Consider the following 22,195-nt stretch of genomic DNA (forward strand, 5'->3'; position numbering starts at 1 on the left):
GGATCGCGGCATCCACCCAGTTTGGCCAGTAACGACCAGGCCGATTACAAAGGCCACAATCGCCACCGTCGCGGCCTCGATGATCGCGACGAGATCTGCCACGGATGAGTACGACCATAGACGTCGCTGGAGGCCAAACATCCGGAACGTCGCTGCGGCGACAAGCATGAAGCATGGCACCGACCACGGCGCCTTGCTCAAGATATCGTATGCGAGTGGCTCGCCGACGCGAAGTTCGATCGCCCCGACAAGCGCTATTGCAGCCGCTAGAAGGTCACTGGCCAACACAGCGGAGGAGCGCGCCAGAGGGCGAAGAGCTTCGGGTTGCTCGTTTTTAAGCATCCAGGCACCTCATTGCTCATTCAAGGTGCCAGCCTACATCCGCTCCCTTCGTCCCACTCTTGCGCATCGGACCAGATGTCAGCGCATTCGCATTCCTCAGATCAGCCCTTTGGATCTTTGTCGGTCCGAATGGACGATTCAAATGGTTCCATGAACCGTACCCGATCGGATGGACGCACACGGCCGGCCCCATACTGATCAGACGAAGCGCGATCCTACCTCAAATGGCTGATGATCCAAATGCCGCTTTCTCGATCCAAGGCGCCGACCTTACTTTGATCGAAATGAAAAGCTGAACTCACCGGTAAATGCACTTACCGCCATATTCGGTCTTAGTTTGCCAGTTCACAGCGCCTATTCGGTTTCCGCTGACACCGGCCTTTTAAAACCGAGTATGGATCTCTTCTGGGATGTATATTGGCGATGAATCATCAATTACACTGCGCCAGTCCCGGTGGAACAGTGGCACATTTCGCCACCAGCTTGGACATCGGCGGCGCCCAAGCGATGTTGCGCAAACTGGTGGGTCACTCTGACGGTCGCACCGACGCTCTGTCTCACGCCATTGTTTCGCTACTTCCGCCGGGAGCGTTCTCACCTGTTGGCACGAGATGCCCAGTGTACTCGCTGTACATGCCGCGAGGACGATTACCGAGCATATCGTCGTTGATGCGACTCTTGCGCATCACCAATCGCTTGCGTCCCGAGATCCTGCAGGGCTGGATGTATCACGGCAACCTGGCCGCTTCGCTGGCGTCCATCGTAAGCCCCGGTGCCGGTCCGGTTCTGTGGAACGTGAGGCACTCCCTTGCCGATGCCTCGGTCGAAACACGTACCACGCGTGCGCTTCTGGCGCTGAGTGCCCGGCTCTCAAGTCGAACAGCGGCGATTTTATACAATTCGCAGACCGCTGCGCGTCAACACGAACGTATAGGGTTCGATCCTGCTCGTTCAGTTTACATTCCCAACGGGTTCGATTGTACAGCCTATCACCCCGACAAGGCACGTCGCGCGCTCCTGAGCAACCTTTTCGCTGTTCCTGACGGGCGGACATGCGTCGCCGTTATCGGGAGATGTCATCCCATGAAGGATCATGTCTCCGCCGTCGAAGCCGCGCGGCGTGTGATCGACAGCGGCCGCAACATCCATTTGCTCCTTGTTGGTCCGGGTATGGATAGCCCGCCTTCCGACCTCCGATCCGCCATCGCTTCCCTGGGTGACCGCATCACTGTGGTAGGTGCGAGAACCGATGTTGCCGATTGGCTGCCGGGAGTCGACATGCTGATGCTTTCTTCGGCTTGGGGCGAAGCCTTTCCCAACATCCTCGGTGAAGCCATGGCGTGTGGGGTGCCTTGCGTGGCGACGAATGTCGGCGACAGCTCACTAGTGATCGAGGATACTGGCCTGATCGTACCTCCCTGCGATCCGGATGCGCTCAGTCAAGCCCTTACACGCATGTACGACGGCGGTCCGACAGAGCTGGCACGGCGTGGAATGGCAGCCCGGCGCAGAGTCGAAGAGAACTTCGAACTTGGAGCTATCGCCGCTCGATACAGAAGATTGTATCAATCAGTCCTTCATGGGTCGCGCACTTCTACTCAACTGTCGGCGCAGAATGCCTCGCAAGCGCAGGCGGCACTGCCATGAAGAAGATTATCGTTGTCGCAAGCCTCGCATATTCACTCGTAAACTTTCGTGGAGCTCTTCTGCGCAAACTGATCGACGAAGGCTATGAGGTTATTGCGTGCGCGCCTGACCGAGACGAAGCCGTCATGGCGACATTGCTGAGATGGAACATTCAGTTCCTTACTGTACCGATGGATCGGACCGGAAAGAACCCGCTTTCGGATCTCGCGACCCTGAAGGCTGTAACCGCGATCTTCCAACGCGAACGCCCGGACGTCGTACTTGCGTATACGCAAAAGCCGATCATCTACTCCGGTATCGCTGCCAGACTGGTTGGCGGCATCGACTTTTACCCCATGGTTAGCGGCCTCGGCCATGTCTTCAGCGAGGGCGGGACAATGGCTAGAAGCGCTCTACGGCAACTCGTTACGATCCTCTACCGGGAGGCTCTGCGCAGAGCGCGCTGTGTCTTCGTCTTCAATAGCGACGACGCCGGCGAACTTCGACGGCAGAAGATCTTGTTCCAGCAGCCGGTTATGCAGGTACCGGGTTCGGGAGTAGACACCGCGCATTTCACGTTGCAGCCACTCCCCCAGGGCAACTTCAAGTTCGTGATTATCGCCCGCCTGATGCGCGATAAGGGACTTGAGGAGTTCGTTGCGGCGGCTCGGGCTCTGCGCACGCAATGGCCCGGCTCAGTGTTTCAGATCGTAGGTCCGCTCGACACCAATCCGACAGGTATAGTACGAGCAGAAATCGCGACGTGGGAAAACGAAGGGGTCGTCCAGTATTTGGGAGAGACGCGGGACGTACGGCCTTTCCTGAGCGAAGCGTCAGTTTTCGTCCTGCCGTCCTATTATCGGGAGGGCCTGCCCCGCTCTATCCTCGAGGCGATGGCTACTGGCCGAGCAGTCATCACGACCGACATGCCAGGATGTCGCGACGCAGTTGTTGATGGGGTTACTGGCTTCGTCATTCCGCCGCGCCATCCCGCTGCGCTCATTCAAGCAATGCTTCGCTTTCGAAGTGACCCCGGTTTGGCTGCCCGAATGGGCGCAGAGGCGCGAGCTCGAGCTGAACGCCATTACGCGGTGGACCTCGTGAACGAAATGCTGGTTCGTGCGGTCGCGAAACATCGTGAGGGGAGCGATCGCGGAATCGATCGGCGGCACGTACTCGATAAGATTGTGGCAGGCGTGGCACTGATCCTGGCGCTACCAGTCATGTTCGCGGTCGGTGCTGTGGTTCTGGCATCGCTTGGCAGACCTGTATTCTTCGAGCAGCAGCGCACCGGCCGCGACGGCAAGCCGTTTATTCTGCGCAAATTCCGGACCATGCGCGAGGAATATGATACGGTGGGCGCACCCCTATCGGATGCCGCTCGACTGACGTCGACTGGCCGTTTTCTGAGGCGCACGCGCCTGGACGAACTTCCGCAACTTTTCGCGATACTACGGGGTGACATGGCGCTTGTGGGGCCGCGCCCCCTACTTCCTGAAACAGTGGCGTCATTGGGCGAAGCGGGGCGTATCCGCGGAAGAGTTCGTCCCGGTTTAACGGGATGGGCCCAGGTAAACGGAAACACTTTGCTAAGCGACGCAGAGAAAGCGGCTCTGGACGGGTGGTACATCGCCAATCGCTCTCTGCGACTGGATCTAAGCATCGTCTTGCGAACAATCGGCACCATCTTTCTCGGCGAGCACGTACGGAAAGATATTATAGAGAGGGCTTATGCGGGCGCTACTAATCGGCGCGGTTGAGGGGACCCGAGTGGCGCTGGACGCGATCGCGAATGCTCCTGGTTGGACGCTCGCGGCAGTGGCATCGCTGCCCATTGAACGGGCGTCCCGCCATTCGGACTTCGTCGATCTGGCGCCGGGAGCCGACGCGGCCTCGGCGCAGCTTATCCGGGTGACGGATGGAAACTCAGCGGATTTCATCGAACAAGTTCGAGCGATCGCGCCGGACTTCACATTCGTGATTGGCTGGTCGCAGCTATGCGGGCCAGCCCTCCGTCAGGCAGTGAATGACCGAGTTGTCGGTTATCATACGGCGGCCCTGCCCAGACTTCGCGGGCGAGCAACGATTCCTTGGACGATCTTGCTTGATGAAAAGATCACCGGATCAACGCTATTCCGTATCGACGATGGGGTCGACAGCGGCCCGATCCTCTCTCAACGCTTCTTTCACGTCGCGCCCGATGAGACGGCCGCATCTTTGTACAGCAAGCACATGGCCGCGCTGGGATCGATGATGAAAGAGCTTCTGCCCGCACTGGCGGTGGGCGCCGCGGTTGAAACACCACAAGACGATCGGCTTGCGACATGGGCCGCGCGACGACGTCCGTCCGACGGATGGATTGACTGGACTCGGGCGGCCGCCGACGTGGACCGGTTGGTCCGCGCAGTTGGGCGCCCGTATCCCGGCGCGACCACGGTCAGTTCAACCGGACCGATGACGATCTGGCGCACGGAGCGCTTCGCGGGCACGGATCGCTACCATGCGCTTCCCGGCCAAGTGCTCGACCGGGATGAAAGCACCTTCGTTGTGCGTTGCGGTGATGGCGAAGCGTTGCGGGTGTTAGAGTTCAGCGGAGCAGGCATACCGCCCCTCCACACTCACCTCCGAGCGGCCTCGTGACGGCACCGCTACCCGGCCCAGTGCTGGTCATCGCCCCCCACCCAGACGACGAAGTGCTCGGTTGTGGCGGGACGATCGCCCGACTGGCTGACGCGGGAACCTCTGTCCACATCGGGGTCGTCACGTCAGGCAAACCCCCCCGATTCGACCCGGCTCAGGCCGCTGCCGTTCGCGCTGAGGCGGCCGTTGCCCATGACATGCTTGGCGTCGAAGAGACTCACTGGCTCGACCTACCCGCGGCCGCGCTCGACCAAGTTTCGCACGGCGACATAAATGCCGCTATAGACTTGATCGTCCGCCGTGTTCGTCCATCAACAATGCTCATCCCGTTCTTGGGCGACCTTCACGTCGATCATCAAATTGTATTTCGCTCCTCCCTTGTCGCAGCAAGGCCGCGGTCCTCGGCGGCGCCAATCTGCGTCATGGCATACGAAACCTTATCTGAAACAAACTGGGGCGCGCCTGGAATTGACCCTCAGTTCTCGCCCAACTGCTTCATCGACATCGAAACTTACCTCAACCGGAAAATCGAAGCCTTTCTCGCTTTCCGGTCTCAGGTCCGCCCATTCCCTGACGAAAGATCGCCCGAGACGATCAGAGCCTTAGCCACGCTCAGAGGAGCGACGGTTTACCGTGCTGCCGCTGAGGCTTTCTGCGTCGTTCGAGAGATACGATGATGCCGTTGGAAACATGCGCCCATGTGACCATCCTGCTAAGCTCTGCCGGCCGGCGGGTTGCACTTCTGGAAGCATTTCGATCTGGCGCCAGAGAACTCGGTATTGAACTGACTGTTATCGCGACTGACATGAACCCTCAATGGAGTGCTGCCTGCCGGATCGCGGATCACGCGGCAGTAGTCCCCGCGGCAGGAGATCCCCGCTTCGTTGAGGAGACGGCGGCGCTTTGCGAGCAATATGGCGTAGGGCTTATAGTGCCCACCATTGACCCCGAACTACCAGTGTACGCGACGGCGCTTGATGTGTTTGAACGAGCCGGGACGCGCATCCTGGCAGATCCAGACTTGATCGCCCTTTCGAGCAACAAACTCGATACTGCCCGTTGGTTAGCCGCCATTGGAGTCCCAGTTCCCCTCACCCAGGCGATTGAAGCCGTGAGATGTGGGATGCCGATGACTTGGCCGGCAATCGTCAAGCCGGCATATGGCAGCGCAAGCCGAGGAGTTAGCGTCGCTCACACGCTGAATGATCTTCCCGGAGCTTGGTCGGAACCGATGGTGGTTCAGCAACAGCTTATTGGCGAGGAGTGGACCGTAAACGCCTTTGTCGACAGTCGCGGAGTACTGCGGACAGTTGTTCCTCATAGGCGCGTCGGAGTGCGGGCAGGCGAAGTGGAGAAAGGCGTCACGCAGCGGGTTCCCGCATTTCGAGACGTCGCGGAACAGATCGTCAGCCATTTGCCGTCTCCGGCAGGGCCGTTCTGCTTTCAGGCCATCATCGAACCGGACGGAACTATTGGCGTCTTCGAGATCAACGCTCGGTTTGGCGGTGGCTACCCGCTTACAGACAAAGCCGGCGCCACATTCGCCAAATGGTTGCTTGCTGAAACGGCTGGTCTTCCGGTCGAAGCTGCCGACGATTGGATCGAAGGGATGACGATGCTCCGGTACGACGCAGCCGTCTTCGGGATGCCATGCGCATAACATCTATCGTTTTTGATCTCGATGACACGCTCTACCTAGAGCAAGATTATGTACGCAGCGGCATCCGGGCGGTCGGGGAGTGGTTTGCCAAGCGCACCGGAATAACGGAATTTGCAGAAACGGCAGAACGCCTTTGGGGAGCCGGCCGCCGGCAGATGTTGTTCGATGCAACTCTGCAAGACATGGGCATCGCAAACTCACAAGCGATGATACATGAGCTTGTTGAAACGTACCGAAACCATCCTCCGGTCATCGCACTTGCCAATGACGCGCTCGACCTGCTTGCAAGCGGAAGCGAGTACAGATTTGCACTCATCACTGATGGAATTGCATCCACGCAGCGGCAGAAAATCGAAGCATTGGGGCTGTCGCGGTTTGGTTTCGACCCAATCATTGCCACAGGTGACTTAGGTATCGGCTTCCACAAGCCGCACCGTCGCGCTTTCGAGGCCGTCATGGAAAGCCATCGGATCGAGTCCTCAGCGATCGTTTACGTGGCGGACAATCCCGCCAAGGATTTCTTGGCGCCAAAGGCGCTTGGATGGCGAACGATCCAGATCGATCGGCCCGCAGCAGTTCACCCCCGAACGCCTCCTGATCCTGATCATGCCGCGGAAGCTCACATCACAACGCTGGCGGATCTGCATGCGACACTACAATATCTGTTGGATGTTCGCCGCTGATGCGCGTCGCCTTCGTTCTTGCGGCGTTGCAGGCCGGGGGCGCGGAACGAGTCGTGGCGGAAGTGTCGGCAGGGATGGTGGCCAAAGGTTGGTCGGTCGAGATCATTACCTTTGATCATCCAGACGACCCTATCTACCACCCTCTTGACCCGCGAGTGTCTTGCACTCGACTCGCTTTGCCGAACCAGGGGGGCGGAGTTCGAGGCGCCATTCGCTCCATACGCCGAATAGCGGCCCTCCGCCGCATCTTGCGTGAGCGTAAAACAGACACCGTGATTGCGTTTCTGACAAAGATAAACGTCATAGCTCTGGCCGCAGGCTGGGGATTGGGCCGCAGCATCATCGTATCCGAGCGGAATAACCCGCTTCGGCAGAAGGCCCATCCCGCCTGGAATCAACTGACGTCATTACTGTACGCTCACGCTTCACGAATTGTGATCATGAGTGAGCGCAGCCGCCAAGCACTGCCTCGAGCAAGCCGTGCGCGTGCCGCCATCATTCCTAATCCGGTGCGGCCTAGCGGTCTCCGTAAAGTCCCCCGAACAAAAGCCTTTGTCGCTGTCGGTCGACTCACTCAACAGAAGGGTTTCGACATCCTTCTCGAAGCATTTGCTGCGATTTCGCCCAGTCTGCCAGACTGGCAGCTCATCATCTTTGGCGAAGGTCCGGATCGAGATGCACTCGAGCACCAGCGCGCTCACTTGGGCTTGCAGGATCGCGTCCTTCTCCCAGGCGCCACACCTGTGCCCGGAAGCTGGATCGATAAGACGTCCATCTTCGTTCTATCGTCGCGGTACGAGGGCTGGCCCAACGCCTTGGCAGAGGCACTCGCCGCAGGCCTTCCGGCAATTGCGTTCGATTGCGATTTCGGCGCGGCCGAGATGGTCAAGGACGATGCCACCGGCGTGTTGGTACCTGCAGAGGATACAGATGCGCTCGCCTGTGCCATGTATAGCCTTGCACTGGACCCACAACGACGGGAGCGTCTTGGCAGTGCCGCTTCAAGACAGATGATTTGCTATTCTCCCGACCGGATCGTGGATCGCTGGTGCAGCCTGGTTGAAACCGCCTAAGCGGCGGCACCGTCGCTTTTCTTGCAGTACAGCCGAATTTTGCGGTGCTGTGGTCATTACTGTCCAATAGTGGAACAGTAGAAGGGGAAGCAGCCTAATCCAAATTGATAAGAACTTCGGTCAATACGGGTTTCTACCTGCTAGCAGCGATAGCCCTGCTCAAGTATCAGAACAATGCAACGAAAACAGTACCTCAGATAATCTTTTCCTACCTCATAGGGAAGGGGAAGGTCGTATGCCGTCCTATCAGGCCGGATGTAACTGTCTTTTAAGAGAGGCTGGATCGCTGCACCCGAAGAATAGTTTCGATCACTAACAAGCTCTGGGGGAGAAATCGTATGGCATTGGGGGACACCGTTAACGACGTATTCATCGTCAGCCCGAACGAAATCATTCGCGAGGGCCTGAGGAGGATTCTGGTTGATCAGGGATTCAACGTAGTCAACGCGGTGCCGTCCGCTGTTACTTGGTCATCAACATGGTCGCCGAACCTGACGATAGTCGATGCACAGGAATTCGACAGCGGCCTCGCCACCTGCCAGATGATCCGCAATGCGTGCACGACCACACGCATTGTCCTTATGATGGACGAATATCGTGCCGATTACGTCGCGACTGCCTTTGCCTCCGGTGCAATCGACGGCTTTCTCGTGAAGGCTATCGCTTGTGAGCCCCTGGCCGGCGCGCTTCGTCTGATCGCGATGGGCGAGCGTTTGCTTCCCTCACAAGCGATCAGCGCTTTCACGGAGCGCTCTCTTCAACCAGCGGTGGGGTCGTACGGCTCACTTGACGGCGCCAATCTTTCATCCCGTGAACTGGAAATACTCGCTTGCCTGATCCAAGGCGATGCAAACAAGGTTATCTCACGACGCCTTCAGATCTCGGACGCAACAGTAAAGGTCCACATCAAGGCGATCCTTCGCAAGCTGCGCGTCAGCAACCGGACGCAGGCTGCAATTTGGGCGGTCAGCCGCGGCGTCACCCTCGACAAGGCAGAGGTACTGCCTGGGTTCGCACGACCAGTGCACGAAACGAGCGAAGCGTTATTGCAAGCGCAACCCCACTAAATGCGATCTGGGCGATACTCGCGCCAATAACACCAAGGGCTTTGATGCTTGGCACGAGGATCGCCAGATAAACAATGGTTGCGGCCATGGCAGATTTCAGCACTGCATGCTGATGGCCGCTAACCATCAGAGCACTGCGCATGGTTGTACCAGCCAAGAACAGGGCAATAGCCACGGCGTACGCCAGCAACGGAGCGTAGGCGCCGGTAAATTGCGGGCCGCCAACCAGCAAGATGATCCTCGGCCCAGCGATCGTCAGCATAAGAATGGCTGCAACTGCCGCGCCGATGGTCGCCAATTCGACACGCCGCACCAAGCGCAAAAACCGTGACTGTGCCAACTCGGCCCATAGCTTGGCAAGATCAGGGGTAACAACCTGCTGCAGCATCTGGGCAGTTTTGGAAACTGTCTGCATGATGCGTCGAGCAAACTGGTACAGGCCAGCGCTTGTGGAACCCAGCAAGAATCCCACCGCCAATGTGTCGGTCTCCTGAGTGGCCTTACGCAATAGTACCGACACGTTCGCCGACCACAGAAAAGACGCGAATTGAGGGAACCTGCGGTTCCACCCACTTAAGGACGCTGTACCAACAGCGGTAATTCCTTCGGCGCGTAGCGTTTTCCACGCCAGCGCTGTCGTAATAACTCGTTCAGCGATCACCAAACTAATCAGAAGCCCGACCACTGCTTTCAGGCCTCCCCCGGTGACGGTAATTATTATCACTCCAGCCAAACGGAGCATGGCCAGCGATGGATCGATCCAAGCCGCCTGTGCGAACTTCCCGAACAGTCGGAGAATGCCAACCGGGGTCGAGGAGACACCGAACAACAGGGACAGAGCATATAACTGGGCAAGACGTTGCGCTTCATGGCTCCAACCCAGCATCTCGCTGGCAAGTGGCGCTGCCCCTACTGCGACGGTGGTTACGAGAAGCGCTCCGGCCACATCGACGACTATCCCTAGCTTGATCAATGATGCCAGCTGAACCTTATCCTCCGCCAGCAGCGCACCTGTTCCATACCGGATAACCGCTTGCCAGGTTTCCAGTCGCAGGACTTGATCGATAAGCCTGCAATAGCTCTCGATCACGGCGACAATTCCAAAGCTCGCAGGGCCAAGCAGGCGAGCGGTCAGCGCAAGTGTTACCAATCCAACAGCCGTGGAGGCAGCCTTTCCAGCGGCCAGATGCGAAAGGTTGCGTATCAACCTGCGCCGCAGTGATTGACGATCGTGCGGGCGATTCATTCTCAAGCGGAGCAGAGCCATAATGCGACCCTGACGCTCGGCCCGATATATTCCCATGTTTCACGAGGGCTACGCCATGAGAGATAGCTCATTCGCTCATTGTGCAAGCAATCTGCGCCTCTTCTCGCCCGCATGCCTCCACCGCTCACTCCCCTGCGACGTACCGTTGGGACACCAGCAGCGTAGCGTCCAAAACGGTGAGCAGGGGAGAGTGGAACATGAATGTGCAGAGCGCAGCGATGGGAGCCGGCGCGTTCACGCCTTCCGCGCCGTCCTACCTGTCGGCACGCGATGCCATCCGGATGCTCCGGCGCCACGCCCGACTTCTGCTGCTGATCGCCGCTGCCGTAATGGGGAGCGCTCTCGCGTTCTACTTACTTGCAGAGCCCCGGTACGATGCCACCACCGTCATGCGGGTAGCGGTCGACGACTTCCGGCCTGACGACAGCGACAACCCGGCGTCTATCCGGGAGGCCGAGCAGCTGCGCACGCACCAGATCGAAACTCAGATTCAACTTCTCGGTTCTCGGATGGTTGCCCGGCAAACTGTTCGTGACCTGGCACTCTATAATGATCCGGACTTCAATCCCAACGCGGACCCAACCAAACGGAAGACCGCCAGCGCTAAAGAGGCTGCCCAGAAAGCATCGGGCGACGCAAGCTTGTCCGACCCGACAGATGCAGATGATGGCCCTTCGCCTCAGCTGATTGAGCGCACGACAGACAGGCTTCTATCAGCCGTAAAGGTGGCGCAGGACGGCCAGTCAGATTTCATCAACGTGACGGTCTCTTCGGGCAGCCCAGCCAAGGCAGCAAAGATAGCAAACAAGATCGCCGGCAACTACATTCGCCTGCAAGTCACCGAACGAAGAGCTGCTCGCACCAGAGCAGTAAAGCAACTTCAGGAACTTGCGCAAAGATCGCGCTCTGAATTGCTCGGCGACGAAATGGCTATCGCGGCTTACCGGCGCGATCACCGCATCGATGCCGGCCCCGGCCGGGATGCCGATGTTGCCCAGATGGCACGCCTCGCATCCGAGCTTGCCGCGTCAGGAGCCGGGCTCGCCGAAGCGCGTGTTCGTGCAAACGGCGGCGGGAGCGCCATGTCCCCTTTGTTGGCTGACCTTCGCGGGCAACAATCGACAATCTCACGTCGCCGCGCAGAACTATCCACCCTCTACGGTCGGGAACACCCTGACGTTAAGAAGGCCACAGCAGAGCTTGCTGAGGTAGATACCGCTATAGCAGCGGAAACTGCACGCATCGAACGCCAGATGAGCGACGAGGCAAGCGCGCAAGGCGCGCGCGCAAGCATGCTAGCGGGAAGCTTGGGAGCAATGCGCGGTCAATCCCTGCAACGCGGAATCGCCTCCGTCGCTCTTGCTGATCTCGAACGCCGCGCAGAGACAACACGCGCGTTATACCTGTCGCTTTCCCAGCGCTTGCAGCGAGCAGAGCAGGCGCGCGACTCGGTTCGGCCTGACGCGACGGTCTCCTCTGCCGCCCTCCTCCCCACTCAGCCGAGTTTCCCGCGAGCTGGCCAGATCGCAGGCGTTGCCGTCGGGGCAAGCTTCATACTTGGGATGATCGCGATGCTTGTCGCGGAAGCGCTGCAGGATCAGGTCAGAAACGCTGGTGAGGTCCAGCGCCTCGTGAATTTGCCCACCTTCGGGATGGTCCCCGAGATTCAAGGACACAAGCACGTGCAGGCGCACCTGCGGGTGGCGAAAGAGCCATTCACTCTTTTCGCCGAAGCAATCCGGCGGTCGGAACTGAAACTTCGGCGTTACCTTGCGTCGCAGAACGGCAAGGTGATTCAGATCACTTCGCCGCTCCCCGGCGACGGCAAAACCACCATGGCGATCAGCCTGGCCGCAGCCGCGGTAGCAAGCGGCCGAACCGCCGTAATGGTCGACCTCGACCTTCGTCGACCTGGACTTCCGGATGTGTTCGACGGGTCGCTATGTGAAAAGGACCTCGTTGGCTATCTGGAGGGCCGAGCCGAGCTAGACGAAATCCTCGTGGAGTCCCCCTCACTGAGCGGGCTAAAGGCGGTGCCAGTCCGCGCGGCCGCAGAAGATCCGGGTCACACGCTCAATTCGCCCCGTATGGCAACGCTGTTCTCGCGCCTCCGCGAGGACTTCGACCTCGTGATCATAAACTCACCGCCCATCCTGGCGGTGGGAGATGCGGAGCTGCTCGCAGCGTTTGCCGACGCCACGATCCTGATCCTGAGGTGGGGCCACACCACGCCGGAGCTGCTGCAAGCGACGACAAGTGCGTTCGATGCCCCGATCAGCGGTATCATCTTCAACCGCGTCCACTTCGCAAAGCACGCCCGTCTCTCTTACGGCGACGCGATCCAGCACTTCCCGCGTAATTCACCCTATCATAAGGGCGAACCGCACGGCTGGCGCCAACGCCTTGGTTGGACCGAGAGTGCCTGACCACTTGCCGCAGAGCGAAGAGCAAGGCTCCTTGGCGGCTGAAGAAGCCACAAGGGGCGATCTACTGGAGTCCGGGAAGTGGCTGCCTCCAGATCGGCGCACGGTGATCGATGGCGCGGATCCGGTGGAGAGAGAGGCTGTCACCAACTTGCTGGTGATCGATCGTAAAACCTTCACTCGTGATTGTCTGGTCGCAGCGTTCGATGCTCACCCACTCATCGGTACTGTGGCGAGCGCGCAGACCGCAGAGGACGCACTTCTGCGACTGAGCCGACAGCCACCCAGCGATGCTGCCCTCATAAACCTTGCCGCCGATCCCTTCGATGAAGTCGCGTTGGCAAGCCTTCGCAACCATCTGAACGGGCTTCTGCCCACCGGTCGCATCGCCATCATGACCAGCATGAACGATGATGCACACCTGATCGAGGGGATGAGAGCCGGGATCTGCGGCTATTTACCAAGCGACACGCCTCTGAACGTCGCTGCGGACGTTCTTCGCCTGGTTGGTCTTGGATGGACCGTATATCCCAAACTGACCCACTCCGTTCACGAAGCACGGCTCGGCTCAACTACGTTCGACGTCGATATCGCTGAAGGCCTTACTTCGCGGCAAAAACACGTGCTGGATGGACTGCGTTTGGGAATGACAAATCGCGCCATTGGAGCTCGGCTGGGTATAAGTGAACGAGCCATCAAGGCCCATGTTCAAGAGCTGATGCGCCGATTGAAGGTGAAGAACCGTACCCAAGTCGTTGCCCGACTCGCCGGGACCGAGATAATCGACAGCTGACCGGCCTTAGATCGGTCAGCTGTCGGTTCACCCGCTCTTGATCAACAGCGATCCCTCCTGCTCATCAGGCGGCGGCGCCATTCACGCAACGATGAAGTCAGCGGCCGTCAGCGTCGGCAATGTGCTCAGCACGGCGATATGGATCTGCGCCGCCGCTCCGTTACCGTCGGGATCATACCAAAGATTACCGGTAGCACGTTGATAGATGAAATGCTGATCCGCCGTGACTGCTTGCACACCATTCGCCATGAACATGGACGCGCTGAGCGCTCCGGGCGCCACATCTGCAAGTGCGGTGAACGCCGCCCGGCTGATCTCGAATTTGTCCTGGCCGGCGACAAAATCTCGGATCTTGTCCCGCTCCACGCTAGTCGTCAGGACATCCATGACGAAGATGTCGGCACCGGCACCGCCGGTCAGTTCATCAGCGCCTGCCCCGCCGATTAGGCGGTCGTTTCCGTCGCCGCCCTGCAGAAAGTCACTGCCGTCCTCTCCGGCGAGAATATCGTCGCCGCCGTTGCCAATTACGAGATCGCCGCCGGCACCGGCAAAGACGGTGTTAGCAGCGTCGTTGCCGGTGATGGTGTTGGTGGCATTGTTGCCGACGATCGATACTGCGGAGGTGCCCTGGATGGTTAAGTTCTCGATGTTGGCGCTCATGGACCAATTGGCGCGGGCGTAGACGAGGTCGGTTCCCTCACCTGGAAGTTCGATGACGGTATCCTGGGGATCGTCGATGTAATAAGTGTCGTTGCCGATCCCGCCCGTCATCACGTCCGCGCCGCCGCGGCCGTCGATGATGTCGTTGCCAGCGCCGCCGTCGATCATATCGCGGAATGCCGCGCCGTTCAAAACGTCGTTCCCGCCCAACCCGTTGATGGTCCACAGATCATCCGTGGGTGCCGTGAAGTTGTTGATCCCGTTCGTGCCCGTATAGCTTTTCGGCTCGGGCAGATTGGCTAGCGAGATGGTGTGCGCTTGCTGGAACGAAGCGCCAGACAAGTCTGTCACCGTCACCACCACGCCCAAGGTCGGCGTGGTTTCATAGTCCAGCACGGCGCCCCCCGCGACCCTCAGAACGCCGGTCGCGGCGTCAATGACGAAGCGGCCGCCGGCGTTATTCGCCAGCGCATAGGACAGCACGTCGCCCGAATCCGGATCGACACCCGCGAAGGTGGCCACGAGAGTACCGGCAGCGGCGTTCTCATCAACGGTCCCGCCCGTCATCGTCACGCCCCTTGGCGCATCCGCCACCCCCGCCAGCGTCACCGTAACCGTGCCGGTCTGAAGAGTGCCGCTGGCGTCGGTCACCACATAGGAGAAAGTGGCGGAGCCATCAAAGTCGGGAAGCGGGGTGAACACCACGTTGCCCTGGGCATTCAGCGTGACAGAACATCCCGAGATTGCGGACACCCGAGTGATGCTGAGCGGTGATCCACTGCTTCCCACGTCATTGGCCAACAGTGACGCGCCGGAGATGATCATCACCGTATCTTCAACCCCGGCGAACTGATCGGGCGTCGTCGTGATTGTGGGCGCGGCAGTGGCCGCAATACCGCGTGCCTTGACGGATGACCCGCTTATGTCGCCGTCCTGACCGGAAAGATCGGTCCAGCCGACGACGAACCCGCCGTCCGCCCGGGTGACCAAAACTGGCTCGACCTGCCCGCCGAGCACCTGAATTGGGATGACGCTTTCGCTACCCAGCCGGGAGCCATCGGCCGCGAAGAGCTGAGTCTTGACGCCCGACGTGCCATATTCGAGGCCGCTGCCGCCGTAATCCGCCCAGCCGACTGCGAAGCCGCCACCCGGCAATGCGGTGATGGTAGGCGCAATCTGGCTGCCACCGGTGGTGGTGTTGGCCAGTATTTCCCCACCAAGCGCATCCCCGTCGTCGTCGAAGCGGCGAACCTTGATGGCGAAGCCGCTATTGTCACCCCCGACAAAGCTGCCGTCCATCCAGGCGATCACGAAGCCGCCCCCGATCGTGGCGGCAATCGCGGGCTGCTGCTGATTGTTCGCCGTTGCGACGTTGACGAGCCGTTCGGATCCGACACGGCCGGCCCCTGCGTCGAAAACCTGAACCTTGATCGCGTCCTTGCTGGTGTCGCCACCCACCCGGCTGCTGTCCGACCAGGTGATCACGAACCCGCCGGATTCCAGCGCGGTGATGTCCGGCGCCTCCTGTCGGCTGGCGGTAGCCGTATTGACCAAGAACTCATCGCCGAGCGCCTGACCGCTGGCACTGTAATGGCGAGCCTTGATCGAGGACACGCTGTCGTCTCCTCCCGTCAGGCTTTCATCCCGCCAGGTGACGATGAACGTCCCATCCTTCAGCGCCGCAACCGAAGCTTGGGCCTGAATACCGGCGGTGGCGGTGTTGACGAGGAACTCGGTGCCAGTCGCCACGCCATCAGCATTAAACAGTCGCGCCTTGATCCCCGTCGACGAGGTGTCCTGAGCGCCGCTTGCATCGGTCCAGGCAACTACGAAACCACCTCCGGCCAGACCGGCAACGGATGGGGTGTCCTGCGCCCCTGCCGTCTGATTGTTGACGAGGAACTCCTGGCCGACCGGCTTCCCTTCCGCATCGAGCAGGCGGGCTTTCAGACCAGTGCCGCTCGTATCGCCGACCAGGCTTGCATCGGACCATACGGAAATCATCCGGCCGTCCGCGAGCCGCGCCATCGCCAGCTGCTGCTGATTGCCGGTCGTCTCGACGTTGAGGCGAGCTTCTGCGCCTGCACTGAAGCGATGGCTGTCGGTGGTTGCCGCGACCGCAAAGGTCAGCGTGGAGGTAAACAGCCCGCCAAGACCATCGCTCACTTCAAGCGTCAGCGACGCATTGCTGCCTGCCGCCGCGTCCAAGCGGTCAGCATCCGTTACGGTGAGAATGTCTCCCTCGATCCGGAACGCGCCGCCAGTGCTGTCGCCAACGATGTTGAAGGAATATTGGGCGTTGAGCGGACCTTCCGGCACCAAGCGGCCTACGCCAGTGTGCTCGATTGCCCCCTGCACCACGCCGGGCCCGACCAGTTCCACTACTGAAGACGTGCCGGTATACGGTTTGAACACGCGGCTTGCGAGCCCGCCGTCCGGATCGATCGCATTGGCCGCGCTATCTGCCCAAGCCGCAGCGATGCCGCCGCCGGCCAAACCAACAATCGCGGGTGCAGTCTGATTGCCGGTCACGTTCGCGTTCATGATGAAATCGGCGCCGAGCTTCACGCCGTCGGCATCGAACATCTGTGCCCGGATCCCATAGCCGCTCGCATCATGGGCAAGCAGGCTGTTGTCCTGCCATGCGACCGCGAATCCGCCGTCGGCCGTCGCCGTGATCGACGCGAATGCCTGAGTATTCAGCGTGAAATCGTTGACGAGGATCTCCTGGCCAACTTTCGCACCGGTGGAATCAAAAACCTGCGCCCTGAGGCCGGCGGCGCTGTTGTCGCCGATGCCGCTGGCGTCGCGCCACGCAATCACGAACCGGCCATTTGCCAGGGTGGCAACGACCGGTTGATCCTGCGCGCCAAGCGCAGTGGTGTTCACGAGAAACTCGGCGCCCGTTTTTGTGCCCGACGCACTGAACAACTGGGCCTTGATCGATGAAACGGAGGCGTCCCCGCCTAACTTGCTGTTGTCGACCCAGGTGGCCACGAACCCGCCGGTCTGAAGCGCAGAGAGAGCCGGGGCTGCCTGGTCAGCAGCAGTGGTGCTGTTGATGAGAAACTCGTTGCCGATCTTGGTGGCATCAGCGCTGAACATCTGTCCACGGATGCCCGAACCGTTGCCGTCCGGCTGCGTGCCGCTCCTGTCCACCCAGCCGATGACGAAACCTCCGCCGGCCAGCGCCGTGACGTGGGATGCCGTTTGACCGCCATTAATCGTGGTGTTGACGAGAAGTTCAGCGCCGATCTTCGTACCAGTTGCGCTGAAGAGTTGCGCGCGGATGCCTTGGGCGCTGTTATCCGCCGTCAGACTGCCGTCGGTCCAGCTGACCAGGATGTTGCCATTGGAGAGCACGGCGACAGAGGCAGAATCCTGCGCCCCAGCCGTAGTGGTATTGACGAGGATTTCTGCCGAACTCGCCTGACCCTGCGCATTGAACAAGCGCAGTCGAATCGCCGTGCCGCTGGCATCTGCGCCACTCTTGCTGGCGTCGGTCCAGCATAGAACATAGCCGCCATCTGACAGTGCGGCGATGGCGGCGTCTGTCTGCGATCCGGCAACAGAAGTATTTACCTGATTTTCGATCGTTTCGGCGATCAGTGCGGCTGTGGTCATGGCCCCTCCAAGCCGCCCTGGAGAACAGACCAAATCGGCCAGGCGGACTTGGACTTGAAAATATCGGCGGCCTGAACCTTCACCCATCGCTATTGTTGATCGAGCCGGGAGGGGTAAGACCTGCCCGAAAGGGAAGTTACGGCGATGTGGGCCTTCGGCGACCCGTTACAGCCCCTCCCCGCCGACCCATTGTGCATTTGCCAGGCGGCGTGCCAACGCCCAGTTCTGCTGGCGAATGTCCGGCACCGCGACGACTTCCCACAAGCCGCCGCGCGTCATCGGACCGATGCAGTAAAGCTGGTCAGACGTCGCTCCGTCCGACCCGATCACCCGGGACTGGGCGTCCACTTCAAGACCGATGCGGAGCGCGTCGGGGCGAATCGCCCCTTCGGCCAGCAAGTGGCGGATCAAGGCTTCCGGAGATCGCAACAGATCGCCTTGCGGGCCGGTACAATTAACAATGCGGCGGGCACGGGTGTGCATGACCTCGCTCCCGCCGCGAGGCCGCCATCGAAAGTCGACGGCATCCCCATCGGCCGACGTGGACACGATCTTGCCCGCCGCGAACCGCAGCCGGCCCGACGCGCACAGCGCATCGATCCGTTCAGCGACACTGGGGGCGAGGCGGTGACGGTGAACATCCCAGAAGGGCCGCAGATGACGCAGGAAGCGCAGCCGTTCAGCGTCGCTGGCGGCTCCCCACAGCATCTGAGTCACTGGACGCAGCTCATCCACGGCGGTGCGCCATCCGGCCTCGGCGGCGCGCGCGCGCACCGTCTTGACCAGGGCCGAAAGCTTGGTCCCCGGTCGCTCGCGAAGGCCGAGGACCGGCGGCATGCTGACATGCGGGCGGGGAACGAGCCCGCGGCGCGAAATCGCAAGCACTTGTCCGGTGAAACCGGCGGCATCGAGCAGCAAGGCAGCATCGATGGCGGTCAATCCGCTGCCAACCAGCACGACCGTATCCTCACTGGTGAGGCCGTCGACGATATCCCCTGCCCATGGATCACCGGCGTAGCAGCCTGGCGGCAAGCTCCCCGGGTTGATACCCGGGGGCGTGTGCGGCGGCAGGTTGCCAAGTGCCAGCACGATCGTTCCGGCCTTCACCTGACGCCCGTCGGAGAGCGACACGACGTGGCCGCGGCCGGCAGATCGGGTGGCAACCGCTTCACCCTCGACAAGCGTCAGACGATCGCCGTGTTCGCGCTGCGCCTCCTTCAGCATATCGCGCAGATAGGCGCCATAGATCCGGCGCGGCACAAAGGTGGTTCGGTTGCCGAGGCCGTGAGCCTCTAACCACTGAACAAAGTGATCGGGTTCATCCGGCAGGGCGCTCATGTTCGCGGCCCGGACATTCAGAAGGTGCTCTTCGTTCGCCGCGCTATAGGCCACCCCGCGCCCGAGCTGATCCGACCGGCGCTCAACCAGCACCGTGCGCGGCCCGGCATGGCGCAGCAGGTTGATGGCCAGGAGCGTGCCCGAAAAGCCGCCGCCCACGATCACTACCGGATCGTCCGTCATCACCTGTTCCCCCCTGCTTCGCCGAGCGGTGCAACAAGATCAACTTGCTGCAGCCAAAGCTCAGCTATCGAGCTCTTCTCTGCTGCGCAATCAGGCAAGAGGGAGGACGCGTGTATCCCTGGCCGCCATTCCCGGAATTCGCTGGTCTCTGGCGGTTTCGTTCACGCTAGCGCCTTCATCCGACGTGCCGCGAGCGACGGCGGCATGCCGGGCAGTGGCACGCGTTCCGCCAAAGCTCCCAACGCCTTCACCAAGGCCGCTTCGCCGCGGCGCAGCCCGCGCCGTTGTAGCTGAGGCAACGAGCGGACCGGCTCTGGTGTGATTTCCACCGCGGCGCGAACGAACAGTCGCTGCAGCGGACGCGCGGCGGTGGGCAGGATTGCGGCCCCTGCCATGATGTCGAGGAATTCGGTGAGGATCGGCGATCCCTCCAGACGCGGAGCCATCGCGCCCAGCAGGTGCTCCCATTCTTGCCAGGATGTGGGAGCATGGGCGGCGCCATAGAGCCGCGCCGCCGCTTGGCCTTCCGCAAAGGCGGCGGACTTCTCCTCGGCACTCAGCGACCGGGCGAAGCGACTATAGGCTTCGCAAAAGCCGAACACCGCGGTGGCCTGTACCCAGTCGAGCAGCTCCGGATCGTTGGCGTGATAGGGCCTGCCGGACGGGGTCTCCCCATGCACCTTCTCATGCATGCGGACGACGCGGGCGATCATCGTCTCTGCCGTGCTGCGTGGTCCATAGACCGTCACCATCGCGGCGTAGCCGGTTCGTCGCAGGCGCATGGACGGATCCCGGCGGAAGCTGCTGTGATCCCACACGCCCGAACGAACGGACGGTTCGGCAAGCTCAAGCAGCACCGCCGCAACGCCGCCGATGAACAGCGACACGGGGTTAGCGAACACGCGCCAGGATACGCCGCCCGCAGGAGCCAGCGCCGGCTCGCCGGCGGGATGTTCGAAATCGAAGTCCAAGCCCGGGGGCGGGCGCATCAGTTCGCGAATGCCGGCGATCACGGCTTATCGCCATCTATGACCAGCCGGCAATCGCGCAGCTCATAGCCGGTGACGAGGTCGTTCCATCCAAGGTCGGGCGCACGCTTCAGCCGCACGCCCGGCACCCGCAACAGCTTGTCCAGGAATATTTCGGCTTCCGCCAGGGCAACCCCGGCGCCCGGACAGCGGTGCTCACCGTCGCCGAACGCAAGGCCAGCGCCGCCGACGCGCTCCGCCCGCCGGCGATCGGGGTCAATGGCGTGGGGACAGGCACCCACCGCGGCAGGATCCCCATTGGCCGAGCGGATGTCGAGCTCGAACCGCTCGCCGCCCTCCTCGGTCCGGCGATACAATGCGCCGACCACCGGCTCCAGGCGCAGGATCTCCTCCAGGAGTGCAATGCGAGCGGGTTGATCGCTGGCGAGGAAACGAGCCTTCAACTCGCCATTCTCCAGGAGGTGCCAGCCCGCCATGGTGATGAATTCCCGGGTCGTCACCATCCCGGCCGCGCCGTAGGTGACGCATTCGACCAGGATGTCGCGAGCCTCATAGCCCTGCGCGAGCAGATGCGAGATGACGTCCTCCCCTGGCGACGCGCGCCGGGCCTCGATGGCAGGCCGCACGTCACGCAGGTAGAAGTGCCAGATCCTAGCCTGACCAATCAGATTGGCGAGCACCTGTTGGATCAGTCGGTCACCATCGGTGATCCCGAGGGAGAAGAAAGCGTCCAGCCGCCGGATCATCCCGCGCTTGTCGCTGTTCGTCAGGCCTACGATCTGCGCAGCCACAGTGACGGCCAGATCCAGCGCCATGCTGTCGAGCTGTGCGCGACCGGTTGCGAGAAGGCCAGCGATCAGCCGGTCGGCCTCCGCCTCGATGATCGGCCGATGACGTTCGTTCACGACCCGCGGCGCAAAGAAGCGGGCGGTCGCCGCGCGCTGCCGACGATGTTCTTCACCGGACTGGAAGATGATTGGCGGACGTATCCTGCCGCCGAAACGCGCCATCAGATCTGCCTTGAAGCCGGCCTGCCGTGCGTCCGGATGGCGAAGGATGCGGCGGACCGGATCGTAACCAGTCACCGACCGCGCCTTCCGGGGCGCACTAAGCGCGAGCGCGGCAGAGCGCCGCTGATCCACGCCACCGGCCGGGCAGCTCTGGACGTTGCTCTTCGCGATCTCCATGCTCGTCCTCCACAAGATATGACAAGTTACTTATCATATTCCGGTGAGCGGTGGCTGAACGAGACGAAAAGCAACGACGGGACGCACGAGTTGCACGATCACGCGCGGCGATGCGCGATGCGTTGATCGAACTGCTACGCGACACGCGATTGGAGGACGTCACGGGCGCCCAGGTCGCTGCGCGTGCGGGCGTCGGCTATGCCACTTACTTCCGCCACTATGCGAACGTTCGCGACTTGCTGATCGACACCGTCGTGGTTGTGGCCGATGAGCTTGCCGCGCGAATGATGCCGGCCATGATCGCCGCAGATACAAGCGCGGCGGCACGTATGCTGGCCCGCGAAGTGGCGGAGCACCGAACCATGTTTCTGGCGCTCCTACGTGGCGCGGGCGACGAGACCCGCGGCATGCTGGCGCGACACATTGTCGCGCGGACCGCCGAACTGCCGGACCTTTCGCCGGAATGGCTGCCCCAGCGATTGGCGTTACGTCTCGCCGTCGCAAGCACGGTTGAACTGTTGGATTGGTGGCTGTGCGAGGAGCCCGACAGGAGCGCCGACGACGTCGCTATGCTGCTCGACAGGCTGGTGATCGGCCCATTGCGCCATGGCTGAACAAACCACGCCGTGGGGATCGCATT

The 22,195-nt window shown here is 61.1% G+C and carries 16 protein-coding genes; 11 read left to right on the forward strand and 5 right to left on the reverse strand.

From position 1 onward, the window contains the following. Positions 1 to 849: 849 nt before the first annotated feature. The 8 genes from LK535_RS14385 (at position 850) to LK535_RS14420 (ending at position 9,091) form a co-directional block, all read left to right on the forward strand. The gene (locus tag LK535_RS14385; RefSeq protein ID WP_227772733.1) at positions 850 to 1,989 is read left to right on the forward strand and encodes a glycosyltransferase; all 1,140 of its coding nucleotides are present in this window, start codon (positions 850 to 852) and stop codon (positions 1,987 to 1,989) included. Continuing rightward, complete coding sequence (locus tag LK535_RS14390; protein ID WP_227772618.1) at positions 1,986 to 3,728, forward strand: sugar transferase; 1,743 nt, start codon at positions 1,986 to 1,988, stop codon at positions 3,726 to 3,728. Before LK535_RS14385 ends, LK535_RS14390 begins: the two co-directional genes overlap by 4 nt. After that, positions 3,700 to 4,608 (forward strand): formyltransferase family protein, encoded by a 909-nt coding sequence (locus tag LK535_RS14395; RefSeq protein WP_227772619.1) that lies wholly within the window; start codon positions 3,700 to 3,702, stop codon positions 4,606 to 4,608. Before LK535_RS14390 ends, LK535_RS14395 begins: the two co-directional genes overlap by 29 nt. Positions 4,609 to 4,628: 20 nt before the next feature. Continuing rightward, the gene (locus LK535_RS14400) at positions 4,629 to 5,285 is read left to right on the forward strand and encodes a PIG-L deacetylase family protein (RefSeq protein ID WP_227772620.1); all 657 of its coding nucleotides are present in this window, start codon (positions 4,629 to 4,631) and stop codon (positions 5,283 to 5,285) included. Next, positions 5,282 to 6,268 (forward strand): ATP-grasp domain-containing protein, encoded by a 987-nt coding sequence (locus LK535_RS14405; RefSeq protein ID WP_227772621.1) that lies wholly within the window; start codon positions 5,282 to 5,284, stop codon positions 6,266 to 6,268. The genes LK535_RS14400 and LK535_RS14405 overlap by 4 nt, the downstream gene beginning before the upstream one ends. Next, positions 6,259 to 6,951: an HAD family hydrolase gene (locus tag LK535_RS14410; RefSeq protein WP_227772622.1), complete on the forward strand. Its 693-nt coding sequence runs from the start codon at positions 6,259 to 6,261 to the stop codon at positions 6,949 to 6,951. Before LK535_RS14405 ends, LK535_RS14410 begins: the two co-directional genes overlap by 10 nt. Further along, positions 6,951 to 8,024 (forward strand): glycosyltransferase family 4 protein, encoded by a 1,074-nt coding sequence (locus LK535_RS14415; protein WP_227772623.1) that lies wholly within the window; start codon positions 6,951 to 6,953, stop codon positions 8,022 to 8,024. Before LK535_RS14410 ends, LK535_RS14415 begins: the two co-directional genes overlap by 1 nt. A 338-nt stretch (positions 8,025 to 8,362) precedes the next feature. After that, positions 8,363 to 9,091, forward strand: a complete 729-nt coding sequence (locus LK535_RS14420) for a LuxR C-terminal-related transcriptional regulator (protein WP_227772624.1) — start codon at positions 8,363 to 8,365, stop codon at positions 9,089 to 9,091. Here LK535_RS14420 and LK535_RS14425 read toward each other — a convergent pair. Beyond that, on the reverse strand, positions 9,003 to 10,358 hold the full coding sequence (locus tag LK535_RS14425) for a lipopolysaccharide biosynthesis protein (protein ID WP_227772625.1): 1,356 nt from the start codon (positions 10,356 to 10,358) through the stop codon (positions 9,003 to 9,005). The two genes, LK535_RS14420 and LK535_RS14425, sit on opposite strands and share 89 nt — an antisense overlap. Before the next feature lie 218 nt (positions 10,359 to 10,576). Between LK535_RS14425 and LK535_RS14430 the strand changes: the two genes are divergently transcribed. Both LK535_RS14430 and LK535_RS16955 read left to right on the forward strand, forming a co-directional pair. Next, positions 10,577 to 12,784, forward strand: a complete 2,208-nt coding sequence (locus tag LK535_RS14430; protein ID WP_227772626.1) for a GumC family protein — start codon at positions 10,577 to 10,579, stop codon at positions 12,782 to 12,784. Further along, positions 12,777 to 13,574, forward strand: a complete 798-nt coding sequence (locus tag LK535_RS16955; protein WP_227772627.1) for a response regulator transcription factor — start codon at positions 12,777 to 12,779, stop codon at positions 13,572 to 13,574. The genes LK535_RS14430 and LK535_RS16955 overlap by 8 nt, the downstream gene beginning before the upstream one ends. A gap of 81 nt (positions 13,575 to 13,655) precedes the next feature. Here the strand turns inward: LK535_RS16955 and LK535_RS14440 are convergent, their stop codons facing one another. The 4 genes from LK535_RS14440 to LK535_RS14455 all read right to left on the reverse strand — a co-directional run bounded on the left by LK535_RS14440 (position 13,656) and on the right by LK535_RS14455 (position 21,555). Beyond that, entirely contained in the window at positions 13,656 to 17,858 is a 4,203-nt protein-coding gene (locus LK535_RS14440; protein WP_227772628.1) for a beta strand repeat-containing protein, read from the reverse strand. A 165-nt stretch (positions 17,859 to 18,023) separates the two neighbouring features. Then, positions 18,024 to 19,379: an FAD/NAD(P)-binding protein gene (locus tag LK535_RS14445; protein ID WP_227772629.1), complete on the reverse strand. Its 1,356-nt coding sequence runs from the start codon at positions 19,377 to 19,379 to the stop codon at positions 18,024 to 18,026. A gap of 161 nt (positions 19,380 to 19,540) precedes the next feature. Continuing rightward, positions 19,541 to 20,392: an oxygenase MpaB family protein gene (locus LK535_RS14450; RefSeq protein WP_227772630.1), complete on the reverse strand. Its 852-nt coding sequence runs from the start codon at positions 20,390 to 20,392 to the stop codon at positions 19,541 to 19,543. Then, complete coding sequence (locus LK535_RS14455) at positions 20,389 to 21,555, reverse strand: cytochrome P450 (RefSeq protein WP_227772631.1); 1,167 nt, start codon at positions 21,553 to 21,555, stop codon at positions 20,389 to 20,391. The genes LK535_RS14450 and LK535_RS14455 overlap by 4 nt, the downstream gene beginning before the upstream one ends. A gap of 110 nt (positions 21,556 to 21,665) precedes the next feature. On the opposite strand from LK535_RS14455, the gene LK535_RS14460 reads away from it, so the two are divergent. Next, positions 21,666 to 22,169: a TetR/AcrR family transcriptional regulator gene (locus tag LK535_RS14460; RefSeq protein ID WP_227772632.1), complete on the forward strand. Its 504-nt coding sequence runs from the start codon at positions 21,666 to 21,668 to the stop codon at positions 22,167 to 22,169. Positions 22,170 to 22,195 lie beyond the last annotated feature (26 nt).

It is taken from the genome of Sphingomonas sp. IC4-52 (genome assembly GCF_020707225.1).
GTDB lineage: Bacteria > Pseudomonadota > Alphaproteobacteria > Sphingomonadales > Sphingomonadaceae > Sphingomonas.